Origin of the sequence: Sphingomonas panaciterrae (genome assembly GCF_036890205.1) — a bacterium.
GTDB classification, from domain to species: domain Bacteria; phylum Pseudomonadota; class Alphaproteobacteria; order Sphingomonadales; family Sphingomonadaceae; genus Sphingomonas; species Sphingomonas panaciterrae.
This window is the reverse complement of sequence record NZ_JAKNQR010000001.1, coordinates 616,172-631,904: the sequence shown is the minus strand read 5'-3', so window position 1 is coordinate 631,904 and position 15,733 is coordinate 616,172. Positions and strand designations below refer to the sequence as shown.

Annotated in this window: 21 protein-coding genes; 17 read left to right on the top strand and 4 right to left on the bottom strand. The window is 64.1% G+C overall.

Translation table 11 applies throughout. The features are described from left to right. Positions 1-30: 30 nt before the first annotated feature. The 4 genes from L8F96_RS03130 to L8F96_RS03115 are packed head-to-tail and all read right to left on the bottom strand — an operon-like array spanning position 31 to position 1,770. The gene (locus L8F96_RS03130; RefSeq protein WP_334655025.1) at positions 31-513 is read right to left on the bottom strand and encodes a hypothetical protein; all 483 of its coding nucleotides are present in this window, start codon (positions 511-513) and stop codon (positions 31-33) included. Continuing rightward, complete coding sequence (locus L8F96_RS03125; protein ID WP_046408525.1) at positions 510-881, bottom strand: DUF3618 domain-containing protein; 372 nt, start codon at positions 879-881, stop codon at positions 510-512. The genes L8F96_RS03130 and L8F96_RS03125 overlap by 4 nt, the downstream gene beginning before the upstream one ends. Next, positions 878-1,216 carry a phage holin family protein gene (locus L8F96_RS03120; protein ID WP_136451854.1) on the bottom strand — a complete coding sequence of 113 codons (339 nt, stop codon included), beginning with the start codon at positions 1,214-1,216 and terminating at the stop codon, positions 878-880. The genes L8F96_RS03125 and L8F96_RS03120 overlap by 4 nt, the downstream gene beginning before the upstream one ends. Positions 1,217-1,221: 5 nt before the next feature. After that, positions 1,222-1,770: a hypothetical protein gene (locus L8F96_RS03115; RefSeq protein ID WP_125945520.1), complete on the bottom strand. Its 549-nt coding sequence runs from the start codon at positions 1,768-1,770 to the stop codon at positions 1,222-1,224. Positions 1,771-1,901: 131 nt separating this feature from the next. Between L8F96_RS03115 and eno the strand changes: the two genes are divergently transcribed. The 17 genes from eno to rpsC all read left to right on the top strand — a co-directional run bounded on the left by eno (position 1,902) and on the right by rpsC (position 15,731). Beyond that, positions 1,902-3,182, top strand: a complete 1,281-nt coding sequence (gene eno, locus L8F96_RS03110) for a phosphopyruvate hydratase (RefSeq protein WP_334655023.1) — start codon at positions 1,902-1,904, stop codon at positions 3,180-3,182. Positions 3,183-3,292: 110 nt separating this feature from the next. Further along, complete coding sequence (locus L8F96_RS03105; protein WP_231621890.1) at positions 3,293-3,541, top strand: FtsB family cell division protein; 249 nt, start codon at positions 3,293-3,295, stop codon at positions 3,539-3,541. Positions 3,542-3,636: 95 nt separating this feature from the next. Beyond that, entirely contained in the window at positions 3,637-4,107 is a 471-nt protein-coding gene (locus tag L8F96_RS03100; protein ID WP_301090674.1) for an MAPEG family protein, read from the top strand. Continuing rightward, on the top strand, positions 4,104-5,357 hold the full coding sequence (locus L8F96_RS03095) for a Xaa-Pro dipeptidase (protein WP_241212601.1): 1,254 nt from the start codon (positions 4,104-4,106) through the stop codon (positions 5,355-5,357). Before L8F96_RS03100 ends, L8F96_RS03095 begins: the two co-directional genes overlap by 4 nt. Positions 5,358-5,430: 73 nt before the next feature. Continuing rightward, positions 5,431-6,417, top strand: a complete 987-nt coding sequence (locus tag L8F96_RS03090; protein ID WP_334655017.1) for an alpha/beta fold hydrolase — start codon at positions 5,431-5,433, stop codon at positions 6,415-6,417. Positions 6,418-6,645: 228 nt separating this feature from the next. Continuing rightward, positions 6,646-7,017 (top strand): 30S ribosomal protein S12, encoded by a 372-nt coding sequence (gene rpsL / locus L8F96_RS03085; protein WP_029936467.1) that lies wholly within the window; start codon positions 6,646-6,648, stop codon positions 7,015-7,017. Positions 7,018-7,134: 117 nt separating this feature from the next. Continuing rightward, on the top strand, positions 7,135-7,605 hold the full coding sequence (gene rpsG, locus L8F96_RS03080) for a 30S ribosomal protein S7 (protein WP_046408540.1): 471 nt from the start codon (positions 7,135-7,137) through the stop codon (positions 7,603-7,605). Positions 7,606-7,688: 83 nt separating this feature from the next. Then, on the top strand, positions 7,689-9,782 hold the full coding sequence (gene fusA / locus L8F96_RS03075) for an elongation factor G (protein ID WP_046408542.1): 2,094 nt from the start codon (positions 7,689-7,691) through the stop codon (positions 9,780-9,782). Positions 9,783-9,914: 132 nt separating this feature from the next. Then, on the top strand, positions 9,915-11,111 hold the full coding sequence (gene tuf / locus L8F96_RS03070) for an elongation factor Tu (RefSeq protein WP_125945524.1): 1,197 nt from the start codon (positions 9,915-9,917) through the stop codon (positions 11,109-11,111). Positions 11,112-11,283: 172 nt separating this feature from the next. Continuing rightward, the gene (rpsJ, locus tag L8F96_RS03065) at positions 11,284-11,592 is read left to right on the top strand and encodes a 30S ribosomal protein S10 (protein ID WP_007406109.1); all 309 of its coding nucleotides are present in this window, start codon (positions 11,284-11,286) and stop codon (positions 11,590-11,592) included. A gap of 283 nt (positions 11,593-11,875) precedes the next feature. Further along, positions 11,876-12,610, top strand: coding sequence for a 50S ribosomal protein L3 (rplC, locus tag L8F96_RS03060; RefSeq protein WP_046408547.1), 735 nt, complete (start codon positions 11,876-11,878; stop codon positions 12,608-12,610). Between the two features lie 2 nt (positions 12,611-12,612). Next, complete coding sequence (gene rplD / locus L8F96_RS03055; protein ID WP_046408549.1) at positions 12,613-13,227, top strand: 50S ribosomal protein L4; 615 nt, start codon at positions 12,613-12,615, stop codon at positions 13,225-13,227. Continuing rightward, entirely contained in the window at positions 13,220-13,534 is a 315-nt protein-coding gene (locus tag L8F96_RS03050; protein ID WP_046408551.1) for a 50S ribosomal protein L23, read from the top strand. Before rplD ends, L8F96_RS03050 begins: the two co-directional genes overlap by 8 nt. Before the next feature lies 1 nt (position 13,535). Then, positions 13,536-14,369, top strand: coding sequence for a 50S ribosomal protein L2 (gene rplB / locus L8F96_RS03045; protein ID WP_046408552.1), 834 nt, complete (start codon positions 13,536-13,538; stop codon positions 14,367-14,369). Further along, positions 14,369-14,647, top strand: coding sequence for a 30S ribosomal protein S19 (gene rpsS / locus L8F96_RS03040; RefSeq protein ID WP_046408554.1), 279 nt, complete (start codon positions 14,369-14,371; stop codon positions 14,645-14,647). The genes rplB and rpsS overlap by 1 nt, the downstream gene beginning before the upstream one ends. Beyond that, positions 14,647-15,024 carry a 50S ribosomal protein L22 gene (gene rplV / locus L8F96_RS03035; RefSeq protein WP_046408556.1) on the top strand — a complete coding sequence of 126 codons (378 nt, stop codon included), beginning with the start codon at positions 14,647-14,649 and terminating at the stop codon, positions 15,022-15,024. Before rpsS ends, rplV begins: the two co-directional genes overlap by 1 nt. After that, the gene (gene rpsC, locus L8F96_RS03030) at positions 15,024-15,731 is read left to right on the top strand and encodes a 30S ribosomal protein S3 (RefSeq protein ID WP_046408557.1); all 708 of its coding nucleotides are present in this window, start codon (positions 15,024-15,026) and stop codon (positions 15,729-15,731) included. The genes rplV and rpsC overlap by 1 nt, the downstream gene beginning before the upstream one ends. Positions 15,732-15,733 lie beyond the last annotated feature (2 nt).

Sequence of the window (15,733 nt, the reverse complement as noted above, 5' to 3'; positions counted from 1 at the left end):
TATCCCCTAGGCGACCGGGTTTGAACCCTCTCAGTGCGCCGGTTTGATCTGTTCGCGGCCAGCCTCTGCCGCTGCCGTGCCAGCGTGCGATGCCGCCTTCACAACGCCCTGGAACAGGGACTTGGCCTGGCCCCGGGCAGCATCCTTGGTCAGACCCAGCTCTTCCAGTTCGCCACGACCAGCCTCCTTGGCGGCTGCAAGGGCGGCTACGGCCGCGGCACTCACCGTCTTGCCCACCGGCGCCAGGATCTTCTTCTCGCGCTCGCTGCGCGGCAGCAGCGCGCCGACAACGGCGCCCAATGCCAAGCCGCCGGCGAGCGCGCCGAGCGGGTTGCCCTCGATGAAGTCAGTCGCCTTGTGCGCTGCGTCGCGGGCGCCTTCCTTAGACGTCTCGACCGTCTCGCCAGCGCGCTCCAGCGCGCTCTCGTAGGCGTGAGTGGCACGCTCGCGCAGCGAATCGTTGTGATCGGCGCTGCTGCCCTGCTTGTTGGTCTGCGTGTTCGCGTCGGTCATATGTTGTTCCTCTCGGCCGCTTCCGGCCAGTCACCAGGGATCGAACGCGCTAGTTGCGCGGGGGTTTCGCGATCGTGCTTGCGCTTGCGTCGCCGGCCAAAAAGGCCGGCGATACGGTCCCGTGCGAGCCACCCGATCGCAAGCGTGGCCGCCCACACCAGCGCTTCCGGGTTTGCTCGCGCCGTGGCGACCCCGTTGCGCAGCGCGCGCCCGCCGGTCTCCTGAAGATTTTCCACCGCGTCGCGCGCAACGACCTTCGGGTTCAGGCGCGCCTGCAGTGTGCTGGCGGTCTGGCTCAATCGCTGACGCGCGGCAGCGGCGCGCTGCTCGGCGAGCGTAACGGACAATGCCTGGGGATCGGAGCTCAAGAGACGACCTTCTTCGACAATTGCGCCTTGCCCATCAGACCGAGGATCGTGGCGATCGCCAGCACGACCGCAACAACCGCCGCAGTGGCCCAGCCCGGGCCGATGACGGTCGCCAGCGTGAGGATGATTCCCACCAGCATGGCGATGAGCGCTGCGAGCGCCAATACACCGGCCACAGCGAAGTAGATCGCCGCCCATTTGTAGCGATCCGCGGCGAAGGCGGCGCGCGCCTTCGCCAGCGCGATCTCGGCCTGCGCGGCTTCACGTGCATCGGCAGCCAGTTGCGACACCAGCTGCCCGATGCCGGCTTCCTCGTCCGTCCGCTCCCCCGTCATCAAGGTCACGCCTGGTCGCGCTGGTCGAGCCCCGAGGACAGAAGGCGAGCGGCAACGAAGCCAACCGCGGCCGCGACACCGATCGCAGCCGCCGGGCTCTTGCGAACCACCTCGCGTGCGTCGTCGAGCAGTTCGTCGACGCTGCGATCGTTCAGCTTCGACGACAGGCCCTGCACCTGCTCGGCAGCGGAGCGGGCATATTGGCCATATTGTGCGCCGAGCTTCTCATCGACCTGCTGCGCGGCATCGTTGAGCATCGTCACCAGCTGGTCCAGCGCATCCGTCGCCTTCACCTTGCCCTGGTCGGCCAGCGTCCGCGCCCGGTCGCCTGCTTCGCTCTTCAGCTTCACGACATTGTCGTTGATCAGCTGGCGCGGGCTGGTGTTGCCACCGGTTGAGTCGCCGTCGGCGGTGGCCCCGCTGCTGCCGGGCGCGCTGTCGCTGGCGCTATTCAGCGGATCGCGCGGCTGCAAATCGTCGGTCGCACCGGCCGGATTGGCGAGCGCGGGCGCGACATCTTGATCGGTCATCGGCTTTAAGGTGTCGTCGGCCATGGAGAATCCTTCCTTGATCGGTACTGACAACCCCGCCACGGCGAGGGTGTTCCATCACGATTTGCCGCCGGGAGCACGTCACGTTATCGGACGCCGAAAACCCGTCCTCGCCATCGTAGAAGGATCGTTACGTGACCGCAATCATCGACCTGCAGGGCCGCCAGATCATCGACAGCCGTGGCAACCCCACGGTTGAGGTCGACGTATTCCTCGAAGACGGCAGCTTCGGCCGCGCGGCCGTGCCGTCGGGCGCCTCGACCGGCGCGCACGAGGCAGTGGAACGCCGCGATGGCGACAAGTCGCGCTGGCTCGGCAGGGGCGTGGAGGGCGCGGTCGAAGCGGTCAACGGCGAGATTGCGGACACCATCCGCGGGCTGGAGGCCGAGGATCAACTGGAGATCGATACTGTTCTGATCGAGCTGGATGGCACGCCGAACAAGGGGCGGCTGGGCGCGAACGCGACTCTCGGCGTCAGCCTGGCCGTGGCCAAGGCAGCGGCCGACGCGCGCGGCCTGCCGCTCTACCGCTACGTCGGCGGCGCTGGCGCGCATGTCTTGCCGGTGCCGATGATGAATATCATCAATGGCGGCGAACATGCTGACAATCCGATCGATTTTCAGGAATTCATGATCATGCCCGTGGGCGCGGAGAACATCCTGGACGCGGTGCGCTGCGGCTCGGAGATATTCCATACGCTGAAGAAGGGCCTGCACGAGAAGGGGCTTGCCACCTCCGTCGGAGACGAGGGCGGCTTCGCGCCCAATCTGGCGAGCACCACAGATGCGCTCGATTTCATCATGCAGTCGATCGAGAAGGCGGGATACACGCCGGGCGACGACGTGATGCTCGCGCTCGACTGCGCGGCGACCGAGTTCTTCCGCGCCGGCAAATATGAGATTTCGGGCGAGGGCCTGTCGCTTGAGCCCGGCGCAATGGCTGATTATCTGGCCGATCTCGTTTCGCGTTACCCGATCCTGTCGATCGAGGACGGCATGGCCGAGGACGATTTCGAGGGCTGGAAGGCGCTGACCGACAAGATTGGCGACAAGGTCCAACTCGTCGGCGACGATTTGTTCGTCACGAATCCGGCGCGTCTGCGCGATGGCATCAAGCGCGGCCTCGCCAATTCGCTTCTGGTGAAGGTCAATCAGATCGGTACTCTGTCGGAAACACTGGAGGCGATGCGCATTGCGGAGCGGGCCGGCTACACCGCGGTCATGAGCCACCGTTCGGGCGAGACCGAAGACGCGACGATCGCCGATCTGGCGGTCGCTACGAACTGCGGGCAGATCAAGACCGGCAGCCTCGCGCGGTCCGATCGGCTCGCCAAGTACAACCAGCTGATCCGGATCGAGGAGGAGCTCGGCACGGTTGCCGCATATGCCGGCCGGGACGTGTTGCGCACCCGCTGAAACAGCTTGAATAAAGGAGGGCTTTCGGCGAAAATCTTCGTGTGAAACGCCGCAAGCCCTCCACCTTTCGTGCCGTACTGAAGCGCGCCACCTGGCCTGCGCTGGCGGTGATGGTGATGGCGTTCTTCGGTGGCTATGCCGTTCTTGGTGCCAATGGCATCTTCGCCTTCGGGGAATACAAGCGGCAGGTTGCGAAGCGTGAACATTATTATGCGGCGCTTGATCACAAGCGAGAGGTGTTGCGTAATCGAGTCGCGCTTCTTGATCCGCGTCACGCGAACCCGGACATGGTGGACGAACTGGTGCGGCGTGAACTGAACGTCGCTCACCCCGACGAAGTGATCGTCCCACTGAACTAGTCAGCTGGGCCTTTTCGAGCGCTTCCCGGTCGCCCGTCCCTCTTTTCACTTCCGCTCATTCGCCCCATGCTGCGCTTATTTGGGGGAGGGGCACCATGGCCGCGTTGAACATCCTGTGGCCGACCTTTGCTATGGTCGGGCTGATCTTCGTCGTCTGGTTCACGCTGTTCTTTCATCGCATCCGCCACATGAAGCACACGCCGCCGCGACCGCAGGATTTTGCGGATGGCGAGGCGGCGCTGCGCTATTTCCGACCGGTCGAGATGCCCGCGAACAATCTCGCCAATCTGTTCGAGATGCCGGTGCTCTTTTTCGCGCTGGTGTCGCTGCTGATCGTGACGGCGCAGGTCAATAACATTCAGGTGACGCTTGCCTGGCTGTTCGTTATCGCACGGGCCGTTCATAGCTACATCCACATCGGGCCGAAGAAGGTGCCGGCGCGGTTCTTCGCCTATCTGATATCGGTGGTGATCCTGCTGGCGATGTGGGGCGGTTTCTTCGTCGACATCGTGACGGTGGCAGGCGACTATCGTCGCGCCGTGCAGACAATGGGGGGTGTTCTTTGAAGTCGAGGCTCGTGTTTGCGGCTGCCGCGTTGACCGTGGCTGTCCCTGCGGCGGCGGAGACGGTGGTCATCACCGCCGCCCAGATGCTTGATGTCGAGAAGGGCGTGCTGGTCCCGCGTCCGGTCATTACCGTGACGGATGGGCGCATCACCGCGCTCGGCGGTGCGGCACCTGCGGGCGCGAAGCGGATCGATCTGGGTGATGTGACGCTAGTGCCGGGCCTGATCGACATGCACGTTCACCTCGACAGCACCCCCATATATGGCGGGTACAACGGGCTTCAGTTCACCGACAGCTTCTGGGGGGTGCAAGGGGTCGGCAACGCTGGCGCCATGCTGCGCGCCGGGTTCACCACTGTGCGCAACGTGGGGTCGGAAAACTACAACGACGTGGCCTACAAGCAGGCGATTGACGAAGGACTGATGGTCGGGCCGCGAATCGTGCCGGCTGCCTATGCCCTGGGAGCGACCGGCGGCCATTGCGACAGCACCTTCTTCCCGCCCAGCTTCAACCAGCGTGGCAAGGCGGTCGGGGACACGCCGGACGAATTGCGCACCCGTGTTCGCGAGCAGCGCAAATATGGTGCCGAGGTGATCAAGGTGTGTGCAACCGGCGGCGTTTTCAGCCGCAACACCGAACCGGGCCAACAGCAGCTTTCCGAGGGCGAACTGCGCGCGATCGCTGACGAGGCGCATCAATGGGGGTTGAAGACGGCCGCACATGCGCATGGTGCGGCCGGGATCAAGGCGGCGATCCGCGCCGGGATCGACACGATCGAACATGCCAGCCTGATCGACGATGAGGGGATCCGTCTCGCGAAGGAGAAGGGCACCTATCTGTCGATGGACATCTATAACACCGAATATACCCAGGCGGAGGGCAAGAAGAACGGCGTGCTTGAAGACAATCTGCGCAAGGATCGCGAGATCGCGCAGATCCAGCGCGACAATTTCCGCAAGGCCAATGCCGCCGGCGTGAAGATGGTGTTCGGAACCGACGCCGGGGTGATGCCGCACAAGGATGCAGGCAAGCAGTTCGGCATCATGGTGCGCTTCGGCATGACCCCGTTGCAGGCGATCCGCGCCGCGACCCTAACCGCGGCCGACGCTCTCGGGCGCAACCGTGACGTTGGCGCGATCGCTGTCGGCCGCTTCGGTGACATCGTCGCGGTGGCGGGCAATCCGCTGGAGGATGTCACGGTGCTGGAACGCCCGGTCGCCGTCATCAAGGGAGGTGCACGGGTCGACTGACCGCGGTGAGGCGGTGGCGTTCTGCTTGCAACATGGTTAACGCCCGTAACAGGGTAACTTCGGGGGCGGGGCAATGTGGGCGATCGGCGTGGTGGCGGGCGGCGTCATCTTGGCGGCAGCGGCGTCGACGGCCCCGGACTACGGCCCGCATCTGGAGCGTTTCACTTACCCGTGGCCGGTGCAGACCATGACGGCCGACGTCGTCGGTCAGCCCGCGACAATGGCCTTCATGGACGTCGCACCGGCCCGGCCCAATGGCCGCGTGGTCGTGTTGATGCACGGCAAGAACTTCTGTGGCGCGACGTGGGAGTCGACGGCGCGGACGCTCAGCGCGTCGGGTTATCGCGTGATCATCCCCGACCAGATCGGCTTTTGCAAATCGGCAAAGCCGCGCGCGGCGCAGTACAGCTTCGCGATGCTCGCGCATCACACCAACCGTCTGCTCGCCTCGCGCGGAGTGACGAAGGCCATTGTCGTCGGTCACTCGATGGGAGGAATGCTCGCGACGCGCTACGCCATCATGTATCCTAAGGCGGTCGATCGCCTGGTGCTGGTCAACCCGCTCGGCTTGGTCGACCGGTCGGAAGCGGGCGTGCCCTATGTAGATGTCGATACCCTTTGGGCGGGGGAGAAGAAGACCGATTATGCCTCGATCCGGGCGTACCAGACCGCCAACTATTATCATGGCACCTGGAAACCAGCCTATGATCGCTGGGCGTTGATGCAGGCCGGCATGTATGCCGGGGCAGGGCGCGACACGGTCGCCCTGGCGCAGGCGAAGACCGGCGAAATGATTCGGACGCAGCCGATCGCGCACGAATTTTACCGCGTGACGGCGCCGACGACGCTCATCGTCGGCACGCTGGATAAGACCTCGTTCGGCCGCGCGCAGGCACCCGCATCGCTGCAGAAGTTCCTCGAGGCGATCCCGCAAGTCGCGACTGAGGCGGTCCGCAAGCTGCCGTCTGCCAGGCTGGTTCCGCTGGACGGACTCGGCCACTCGCCGCAGGTGGAAGATCCGGCGCGCTTCGAAAAGACGTTGCTCTCGGTCATCGCGTGAAACGGGGTGCCCCCTGGCTGGCTGGCAGGGTGGCCGCCATTGACCAGTCGGGTCGCGATGCGTATAGCCGCGCCCGTTCGTGGCGGGTCTGACCCGGCGCGGGCAAGCTTGAACATTGCTGGATGCTTAGAGGACCCGGGAAGGCTCATCGCCGCCCAAGGTCCTTTTCGTATTCCAAGTGCTGTCAGGGCTCCAGCAAAGTAACCTATACGAAAGGTGAAGGCTTCAATGCCGACGATCAACCAGCTGGTCCGCAAGGGCCGCGAACCGCAGAAGGCCAAGAGCAAGGTCCCTGCGATGGAGCAGAACCCGCAGAAGCGCGGCGTTTGCACCCGTGTGTACACCACGACCCCCAAGAAGCCGAACTCGGCATTGCGCAAGGTGGCGAAGGTTCGCCTCACCAACCAGCGCGAAGTCATCAGCTACATCCCGGGTGAAGGCCACAACCTGCAGGAGCACTCGGTTGTGCTCATCCGCGGCGGCCGTGTGCGCGACCTTCCCGGCGTGCGCTATCACGTGCTGCGCGGCGTGCTCGATACGCAGGGCGTGAAGGACCGTCGTCAGTCCCGCTCGAAGTACGGCGCGAAGCGTCCGAAGTAAGCCGGCATCCCGGCTGGCCCGGGGTCTCGAGGTTTGTGTCCCGCACCATTGTCAGGCGGCTCCCGCGAAAGCTGGGGGCGGGCGGACAGGAGCGGTTGATCTGAGAAGGAATTCCAAATGGCGCGTCGTCGTCGTCCCGAGAAGCGGGAAATCCTGCCTGATCCCAAGTTCGGTGATGAGGTTCTGTCCAAGTTCATGAATTCGGTGATGCTGGACGGCAAGAAGTCCGTCGCCGAGGGCATCGTCTATTCCGCACTCGACACGGTCGAGTCGCGCGCCAAGCGCGACCCGCTGGGCGTGTTCCATGATGCGCTGAACAACATCAAGCCGGGCATCGAGGTCCGCAGCCGCCGCGTCGGTGGTGCGACCTACCAGGTGCCCGTCGAGGTTCGTCCGGAGCGTGCCCAGGCGCTGGCGATCCGCTGGCTGATCTCGGCGGCCCGCGGTCGCAGCGAGAACACCATGTCGGCCCGCCTGTCGGGTGAGCTGCTCGACGCTTCGAACAACCGCGGCAATGCGGTGAAGAAGCGCGAAGACACCCACCGCATGGCGGAAGCGAACCGCGCCTTCAGCCACTACCGCTGGTAGTCTTGGAAGCGTCTCGCACGTAAACTATATCGTGGGGAGCTGGCCAAGGGCCTGCTCCCCACATCTCTAAGGAAAGCCCGACCATGGCCCGCAGCCATCCGCTCGAGAAGTACCGTAACATCGGCATCATGGCGCACATCGACGCCGGCAAGACGACGACGACCGAGCGCATCCTTTACTACACCGGCAAGTCCTACAAGATCGGCGAAGTGCACGAAGGCACCGCGACGATGGACTGGATGGAGCAGGAGCAGGAGCGCGGCATCACCATCACCTCCGCGGCGACCACGTGCAAGTGGCGCGCGAGCGAGGGCAAGGGTGACGAGCACCTGATCAACATCATCGACACGCCGGGGCACGTCGACTTTACCATCGAGGTGGAGCGTTCGCTGCGCGTGCTGGACGGCGCGGTCACCTGCTTTGATGGCGTGGCCGGCGTTGAGCCGCAGTCGGAGACGGTGTGGCGTCAGGCCGACAAGTATCGCGTCCCGCGTCTTTGCTACGTGAACAAGCTGGATCGTACCGGCGCGAGCTTCGATCGCTGCGTTCAGATGATCAAGGATCGTCTGGGTGCACGTACTGCCGTGCTGTACCTGCCGATCGGCATCGAGAGCCAGTTCGTCGGTCTCGTCGACCTCGTCGAGAACCGCGCGATCGTGTGGCTGGACGAGTCGCTGGGCGCGAAGTTCGAATATCGTGAGATTCCGGACGACATGAAGGATGCGGCCGCGGCTGCCCGCGCCGAGCTGATCGAGATCGCCGTCGAGCAGGACGAGGCGGTGCTGGAGGCGTATCTGGAGGGCAACGAGCCCGACACCGCGACGCTGAAGCGCCTGATCCGCAAGGGCACGCTGGCGTTCGATTTCGTGCCGGTGCTGTGCGGTTCGTCGTTCAAGAACAAGGGCGTTCAGCCGCTGCTCGACGCCGTGGTCGACTATCTGCCGAGCCCGCTCGACATCCCTGACGTTCAGGGTGTGAAGCTGGACGGCGAAACGGTCGATTCGCGTCCGCCGTCGGATGACGCGCCGATGTCGCTGCTGGCGTTCAAGATCATGAACGATCCGTTCGTCGGCTCGCTCACCTTCGCGCGCATCTATTCGGGCAAGCTGGCCAAGGGCAGCTACCTGAACTCGGTGAAGGACAAGAAGGAAAAGATTGGCCGTATGCTCCTGATGCACGCGAACTCGCGTGAGGACATCGAGGAAGCGCGTGCGGGTGACATCGTCGCGATCGCGGGTCTGAAGGAAACGACGACCGGTGACACGCTGTGCGATCCGGCGAACCCGATCATCCTCGAGCGGATGGAATTCCCTGAGCCGGTGATCGAGCTTAGCGTGGAGCCCAAGACCAAGGCCGACCAGGAGAAGATGGGCGTCGCCCTGAACCGCCTGGCCGCCGAGGATCCCTCGTTCCGCGTGTCGACCGATCACGAGTCGGGTCAGACGATCATCAAGGGGATGGGCGAGCTCCACCTCGAGATTCTCGTCGACCGCATGAAGCGTGAGTTCAAGGTCGAGGCGAACGTCGGTGCGCCGCAGGTGGCGTATCGCGAATACCTGAAGAAGCCTGTGGACATCGACTACACCCACAAGAAGCAGTCGGGTGGTACCGGTCAGTTCGGTCGCGTGAAGGTGAAGCTGACGCCAGGCGAGCGTGGTGCTGGCATCATCTTCAAGGACGAGATCAAGGGCGGTAACATTCCGAAGGAATATATCCCCGCGATCGAAAAGGGCTTCCGTGAGACGGCAGCAACCGGTTCGCTGGTTGGCTTCCCGATCATCGACTTCGAGATCGTGCTGTATGACGGCGCGTATCACGACGTCGACTCGTCGGCCCTGGCGTTCGAAATCACCGCCCGCGGCGCAATGCGCGAAGCGGCGCAGAAGGCCGGGATCACGCTGCTCGAGCCGGTGATGAAGGTCGAGGTCGTGACGCCGGAGGATTACCTCGGCGACGTGATCGGCGACATGAACTCGCGTCGTGGTCAGATCCAGGGCACCGACACGCGCGGCAACGCGCAGGCGGTGACGGCGATGGTGCCGCTCGCGAACATGTTCGGCTACGTGAACTCGCTGCGCTCGTTCACCCAGGGCCGTGCCAGCTACTCGATGCAGTTCTCGCACTATGACGAAGTGCCGCAGAACGTTGCGGACGAGGTCAAGGCGAAGCTGGCGTAATCGCTCTTCCCGTCTTCCGGGTCGACCGGAAGACGGGAGAGGGTTTGCGCAACGACAATTCAGCCGCTATGGGGCCGCCTTCACGGCGAGTCCTCGTGCGGCTCAAGTGGAAATCCAGAAGGTAGGACAACAATGGCTAAGGCTAAGTTTGAGCGGACCAAGCCGCACCTGAACATCGGCACCATCGGTCACGTCGACCATGGCAAGACCTCGCTGACCGCAGCGATCACCAAGGTTCTCGCAGAGAACGTCGCCGGCAACGCAGCCGTCGACTTCGCGAACATCGACAAGGCGCCGGAAGAGCGTGAGCGCGGCATCACCATCTCGACCGCGCACGTCGAGTACGAGACCGCCAACCGTCACTATGCGCACGTCGACTGCCCGGGTCACGCCGACTATGTGAAGAACATGATCACCGGCGCTGCCCAGATGGACGGCGCGATCCTGGTCGTGTCGGCCACCGACGGCCCGATGCCGCAGACCCGTGAGCACATCCTGCTCGCCCGTCAGGTCGGCGTGCCGGCAATGGTGGTGTTCCTCAACAAGGTCGACCTGGTCGACGACGAGGAAATCCTCGAGCTGGTCGAGCTGGAAGTTCGCGAGCTGCTGAGCTCGTACGAATTCCCGGGCGACGACATTCCGATCATCAAGGGCTCGGCTACCTGCGCCCTGTCGGGTTCGGACCAGAAGCTCGGCACCGACGCCGTCATGGAGCTCATGAAGGCGGTTGACGAGTACATCCCGCAGCCGGAGCGTCCGCTCGACAAGCCGTTCATGATGCCGATCGAAGACGTGTTCTCGATCTCGGGTCGTGGCACGGTCGTCACCGGGCGCGTCGAGACCGGCATCATCAAGGTTGGTGAGGAAGTCGAGATTGTCGGCATCCACCCGGAAGTCCGCAAGACGACCGTCACCGGCGTGGAAATGTTCCGCAAGCTGCTCGACCAGGGCCAGGCTGGCGACAACGTCGGCGCGCTGATCCGTGGCGTCGCTCGCGACGAAGTCGAGCGTGGTCAGGTGCTCTGCAAGCCGGGCTCGATCAAGCCGCACACCGAGTTCTCGTCGGAAGTGTACGTGCTGTCGAAGGAAGAGGGTGGCCGTCACACGCCGTTCTTCGCCAACTATCGTCCGCAGTTCTACTTCCGTACGACGGACGTGACCGGCACCGTCGAGCTGCCTGAGGGCACCGAGATGGTGATGCCGGGCGACAACGTCGCTCTGGGCATCAAGCTGATCGCGCCGATCGCTATGGACGTGGGCCAGCGCTTCACGATCCGCGAAGGCGGCCGCACCGTCGGTGCAGGCGTCGTCAGCTCGATCGCCAAGTAAGATCTTTCTTTAAGATCCAGCGGTTCGCCGCAAAGCTGCCGCCCGGCACGCCATATGGTGTGTCGGGCGGTTGCCTTTTTATGAGGGCAGGGCTATTGGCCGCGCCTTCGACAGTTTCACGAACAGCAAGAGCCGCGTTCACGTGGCCCGCTCTTTCGCATCGGTAGGGATTATGGACAGCAACATCCGCATTCGCCTGAAGGCGTTCGATCATCGCGTGCTCGACCAGGCGACCGGCGACATCGCCGACACCGCCCGACGTACCGGTGCCCTCATTCGCGGTCCGATCCCGCTCCCGACGCGTATCGAGAAGTTCACGGTCAACCGTGGCCCTCACATCGACAAGAAGAGCCGCGAGCAGTTCGAGGTGCGCACCTACAAGCGCATGCTCGACATCGTGCAGCCGACCCCGCAGACCGTCGACGCGCTGATGAAGCTCGACCTGGCGGCGGGCGTTGACGTCGAGATCAAGCTGGCGTAATGGCCGGCCTCCCGCGGTTGACGTGAGTCCCGCGGGTTTGTCGTTTCCGTGGTTCCGGAAACGCGGGGGACCCGTGAAGGGCACCTAGAGCAAGAGATACCGCCAGCTGCTCGCAGTTGGGACAGCGTCTCCCGTCTGCTCCTCACTTGCGAGGGGCGACCAGCCCGGGACGGGGGCGCGCTTCGCTTTATACCGGGTTGAAATTGGGATGCCCCCTTCAAGGGGGCGTCACAAGCACCTTTGGGATGGGCCCATGGGTGCCTCTGTTGAGGAGCTACGGATCATGCGTACCGGCGTGATCGCGAAGAAGATGGGCATGACCCGCCTGTTCCAGGACGACGGCCGCCACGTGCCCGTCACCGTCCTGCAGCTGGAAGGGCTTCAGGTCATCTCTCGCCGCGAAACGGAACGTGATGGCTATACGGCCGTCCAGCTTGGCGCAGGTGTCGCCAAGGCAAAGAATGTCGCCAAGCCGCAGCGCGGCCACTTCGGCAAGGCCGAAGTCGAGCCCAAGGCGATCGTCCATGAATTCCGCGTCAGCGAGGAAAATCTCCTCGATGTGGGCGCAGAGATTTCGGCCGATCACTTCGTTGCTGGCCAGTTCGTCGATATCCAGGGTCGTACCCAGGGTAAGGGTTTCGCAGGCGCCATGAAGCGCTGGAACTTCGGCGGTCTGCGTGCGACGCACGGCGTGTCGGTCTCGCACCGTTCGCACGGTTCGACCGGTAACCGTCAAGATCCGGGTCGCGTCTTCAAGAACAAGAAGATGGCCGGCCACATGGGTGACAAGAACCGCACCCAGCAGAACCTCGAGATCGTCGGCACCGACGTCGAGCGCGGCCTCATCTTCGTCAAGGGCTCGGTCCCTGGCTCGAAGGGTGGCTGGCTGTTCGTCAAGGACGCCGTGAAGCTGAAGCCGCATGCCGACGCGCCGCGTCCGGCCGGCCTGAAGGCTGCCAATAGCAACAACGCAGCGGCTGCTCCGGCACCCGAAGCGACCGACGGCCAGGAGGGCTGAACGTGAAGGTCAAGGTTTCCTCCTTCGCCGGGAACGAAGTGGCGGACGTCGAGCTGTCGGACGAGGTCTTCGGCCTCGAGCCGCGCGCTGACATCCTGCACCGCGTCGTCACCTGGCAGCTCGAGAAGCGTCGCGGCACTGCCCGCGGTACGCGCGAGCGCGCCGATGTCGCCCGTTCGGGCAAGAAGCTGGGTCGCCAGAAGGGCGGCGGTGTCGCTCGTCACGGCGATCGTCGTGCTCCCGTCTTCATCGGCGGTGGTAAGGCGCACGGTGCCCGTGTTCGCGACTTCAATCCGGGTCTGAACAAGAAGGTCCGCGCACTCGGCCTCAAGATGGCGCTGTCGAGCCATGCCAAGGCTGGTTCGCTGATCGTCCTCGACGGCTTCGAGGTCCAGAAGACCAAGGAGCTCAAGGGTCACTTCGCGACGCTCAACGTCGGCAAGCGCACGCTTGTGATCGACGGCGAGACCGCAGAGGGCTTCCGCGCCGGCTACAATCTGCCGGGTGTGGATCTGCTCCCCGCGGTTGGCGCGAACGTCTATGACATCATCAAGGCCGATACGCTGGTGCTGACCCGCGCGGCGGTCGAGAAGCTGGAGGCGCGCTTCAATGGCTAAGCAGCAGAAGGCGATCGACCCGCGTCACTATGACGTGATTGTCGCGCCGCACATCACCGAGAAGTCGACCCTTCTCTCCGAGCAGAACGCCGTGGTGTTCAAGGTGGCCAAGAAGGCCTCCAAGCCGGAGATCAAGGCGGCGGTTGAAGCGATCTTCGACGTCAGCGTCGTTGGCGTGAACACCATCGTCCAGAAGGGCAAGACGAAGCGCTGGAAGGGCGCTCCGTACTTCCGCCAGGACATGAAGAAGGCGATCGTCACGCTCAAGGACGGGCAGTCGATCGACGTCACCGAGGGGGCCAACTGAGATGGCGCTCAAGCATTATAACCCAACCAGCCCGGCTCGCCGTGGCCTGGTCCTGATCGATCGCTCGACGCTGCACAAGGGCGCGCCTGTCAAGGCGCTGACCGAAGGCAAGCGCAAGAGCGGCGGTCGCAACAACAAGGGTCACGTGACCAGCCGTGGCATCGCGGGCGGCCACAAGCAGAAGTATCGCTACATCGACTTCAAGCGTCGCAAGTGGGACGCCGAGGGTACGGTCGAGCGGCTCGAGTATGACCCCAACCGCACGGCGTTCATCGCGCTGGTCAGCTACGCCGACGGCGAGCAGGCTTACATCATCGCGCCGCAGCGTCTCGCTGCAGGCGACAAGGTGATCGCGGCCAAGAAGACCGACGTGAAGCCGGGCAATGCCATGGAGCTGGGCCAGGTTCCGGTCGGCACCATCGTCCACAATGTGGAGATGAAGCCGGGCAAGGGTGGTCAGATCGCGCGTTCGGCGGGCACCTATGTGCAGGTCGTGGGTCGTGATCGCGGCATGGTGATCGTTCGCCTGAACTCGGGCGAGCAGCGCTATATCCGCAGCGAGTGCATGGCCACGGTTGGCGCGGTGTCGAACCCCGACAACCAGAACCAGAACTTCGGCAAAGCGGGTCGTACCCGCTGGATGGGCAAGCGTCCGCTTACCCGTGGCGTCGCGAAGAACCCGGTCGACCACCCGCACGGCGGCGGTGAAGGCCGCACCTCGGGCGGCCGTCACCCGGTCACCCCGTGGGGCAAGCCGACGAAGGGTGCGCGCACCCGCCACAACAAGGCGACGGACAAGATGATCATCCGCAGCCGTCACGCGAGGAAGAAGTAATGGCTCGCTCCGTCTGGAAGGGTCCGTTCGTGGACCTTCACCTGCTGAAGAAGGCAGAGGTGGCGCAGGACAGCAACGGTCGTTCGGGTCCGATCAAGACCTGGTCGCGCCGTTCGACCATCCTGCCGCAGTTCGTCGGTCTGACGTTCAACGTGTACAATGGCCGCAAGTTCGTGCCGGTCTCGGTGAACGAGGACATGGTTGGCATGAAGCTGGGTGAGTTCGCGCCGACGCGCTACTTCCCGGGTCACGCCGCTGACAAGAAGGGCAAGCGCTGATGAGCAAGCCTCAGTCCCCCCGCAAGGTCGGCGAGAAGGAAGCGCTCTCGGTCGGCACGCAGATCCGTGGTTCGGCGCAGAAGCTGAACCTGGTCGCTGGTCTGATCCGTGGCCGCTCGGCTGCTGACGCAATGAACATCCTCGCTTTCTCCAAGAAGGCGATGGCTGTTGATGCGCGCAAGGTGCTCGCTTCGGCGATCGCCAACGCCGAGAACAACCACAACCTCGACGTCGACGCGCTCGTCGTCGCCGAGGCGTCGGTCGGCAAGTCGATCACCATGAAGCGGTTCGCCACGCGCGGCCGCGGCAAGTCCACGCGCATCCTCAAGCCGTTCTCGCGGCTCCGGATCGTCGTGCGCGAGCAGGAAGAAGCCTAATGGGTCACAAGAGCAACCCGATCGGTCTGCGCCTGCAGATCAACCGCACCTGGGACAGCCGTTGGTACGCCGACGGTGCCGACTATGGTCGCCTGCTGCTGGAGGATCTCAAGATCCGTCAGTACATCCTGAAGACGCTGCCGCAGGCGGCGATCTCCAAGGTGGTGATTGAGCGTCCGGCCAAGCTGTGCCGCATCTCCATCTTCGCTGCACGTCCCGGCGTGATCATCGGCAAGAAGGGCTCGGACATCGAGAAGCTGCGCAAGACGCTCGGCGCGATGACCAGCTCCGACGTGTCGCTGAACATCGTCGAGATCCGCAAGCCGGAAGTCGATGCCAAGCTCGTGGCTCAGGGCATTGCCGATCAGCTGGAGCGTCGTATCGCGTTCCGCCGCGCCATGAAGCGTGCGGTGCAGTCCGCGATGCGCCTCGGTGCCGACGGCATCCGCGTGGCATGTGGTGGCCGTCTTGGCGGCGCCGAGATCGCCCGTTCGGAAAGCTACCGCGAAGGCCGCGTTCCGCTGCACACGCTGCGCGCGAACATGGACTATGCCGAGGCCCAGGCGCACACCGCTTATGGCGTGTGCGGCGTCAAGGTCTGGATCTTCAAGGGTGAAATCCTTGGTCACGATCCGATGGCTACCGACCGGTTGATGATGGAGGCTCAGACCTCCGGCGTGCGCCCTGCGCGCGACGACCGCCGCTAAGG

What these genes read in the sequence shown, in the direction of transcription:
- L8F96_RS03100 (WP_301090674.1), top strand. Translation starts at nt 3,637, where the DNA reads ATGGCCGCGTTGAACATCCTGTGGCCGACCTTTGCTATGGTCGGGCTG.
- L8F96_RS03105 (WP_231621890.1), top strand. Translation starts at nt 3,293, where the DNA reads ATGGTGATGGCGTTCTTCGGTGGCTATGCCGTTCTTGGTGCCAATGGC.
- rpsS (WP_046408554.1), top strand. Translation starts at nt 14,369, where the DNA reads ATGGCTCGCTCCGTCTGGAAGGGTCCGTTCGTGGACCTTCACCTGCTG.
- rplC (WP_046408547.1), top strand. Translation starts at nt 11,876, where the DNA reads ATGCGTACCGGCGTGATCGCGAAGAAGATGGGCATGACCCGCCTGTTC.
- L8F96_RS03130 (WP_334655025.1), bottom strand. Translation starts at nt 513, where the DNA reads ATGACCGACGCGAACACGCAGACCAACAAGCAGGGCAGCAGCGCCGAT.
- L8F96_RS03120 (WP_136451854.1), bottom strand. Translation starts at nt 1,216, where the DNA reads ATGACGGGGGAGCGGACGGACGAGGAAGCCGGCATCGGGCAGCTGGTG.
- rplB (WP_046408552.1), top strand. Translation starts at nt 13,536, where the DNA reads ATGGCGCTCAAGCATTATAACCCAACCAGCCCGGCTCGCCGTGGCCTG.
- fusA (WP_046408542.1), top strand. Translation starts at nt 7,689, where the DNA reads ATGGCCCGCAGCCATCCGCTCGAGAAGTACCGTAACATCGGCATCATG.
- rpsG (WP_046408540.1), top strand. Translation starts at nt 7,135, where the DNA reads ATGGCGCGTCGTCGTCGTCCCGAGAAGCGGGAAATCCTGCCTGATCCC.
- tuf (WP_125945524.1), top strand. Translation starts at nt 9,915, where the DNA reads ATGGCTAAGGCTAAGTTTGAGCGGACCAAGCCGCACCTGAACATCGGC.
- rpsC (WP_046408557.1), top strand. Translation starts at nt 15,024, where the DNA reads ATGGGTCACAAGAGCAACCCGATCGGTCTGCGCCTGCAGATCAACCGC.
- rpsL (WP_029936467.1), top strand. Translation starts at nt 6,646, where the DNA reads ATGCCGACGATCAACCAGCTGGTCCGCAAGGGCCGCGAACCGCAGAAG.
- L8F96_RS03090 (WP_334655017.1), top strand. Translation starts at nt 5,431, where the DNA reads ATGTGGGCGATCGGCGTGGTGGCGGGCGGCGTCATCTTGGCGGCAGCG.
- rpsJ (WP_007406109.1), top strand. Translation starts at nt 11,284, where the DNA reads ATGGACAGCAACATCCGCATTCGCCTGAAGGCGTTCGATCATCGCGTG.
- L8F96_RS03115 (WP_125945520.1), bottom strand. Translation starts at nt 1,770, where the DNA reads ATGGCCGACGACACCTTAAAGCCGATGACCGATCAAGATGTCGCGCCC.
- L8F96_RS03050 (WP_046408551.1), top strand. Translation starts at nt 13,220, where the DNA reads ATGGCTAAGCAGCAGAAGGCGATCGACCCGCGTCACTATGACGTGATT.
- rplV (WP_046408556.1), top strand. Translation starts at nt 14,647, where the DNA reads ATGAGCAAGCCTCAGTCCCCCCGCAAGGTCGGCGAGAAGGAAGCGCTC.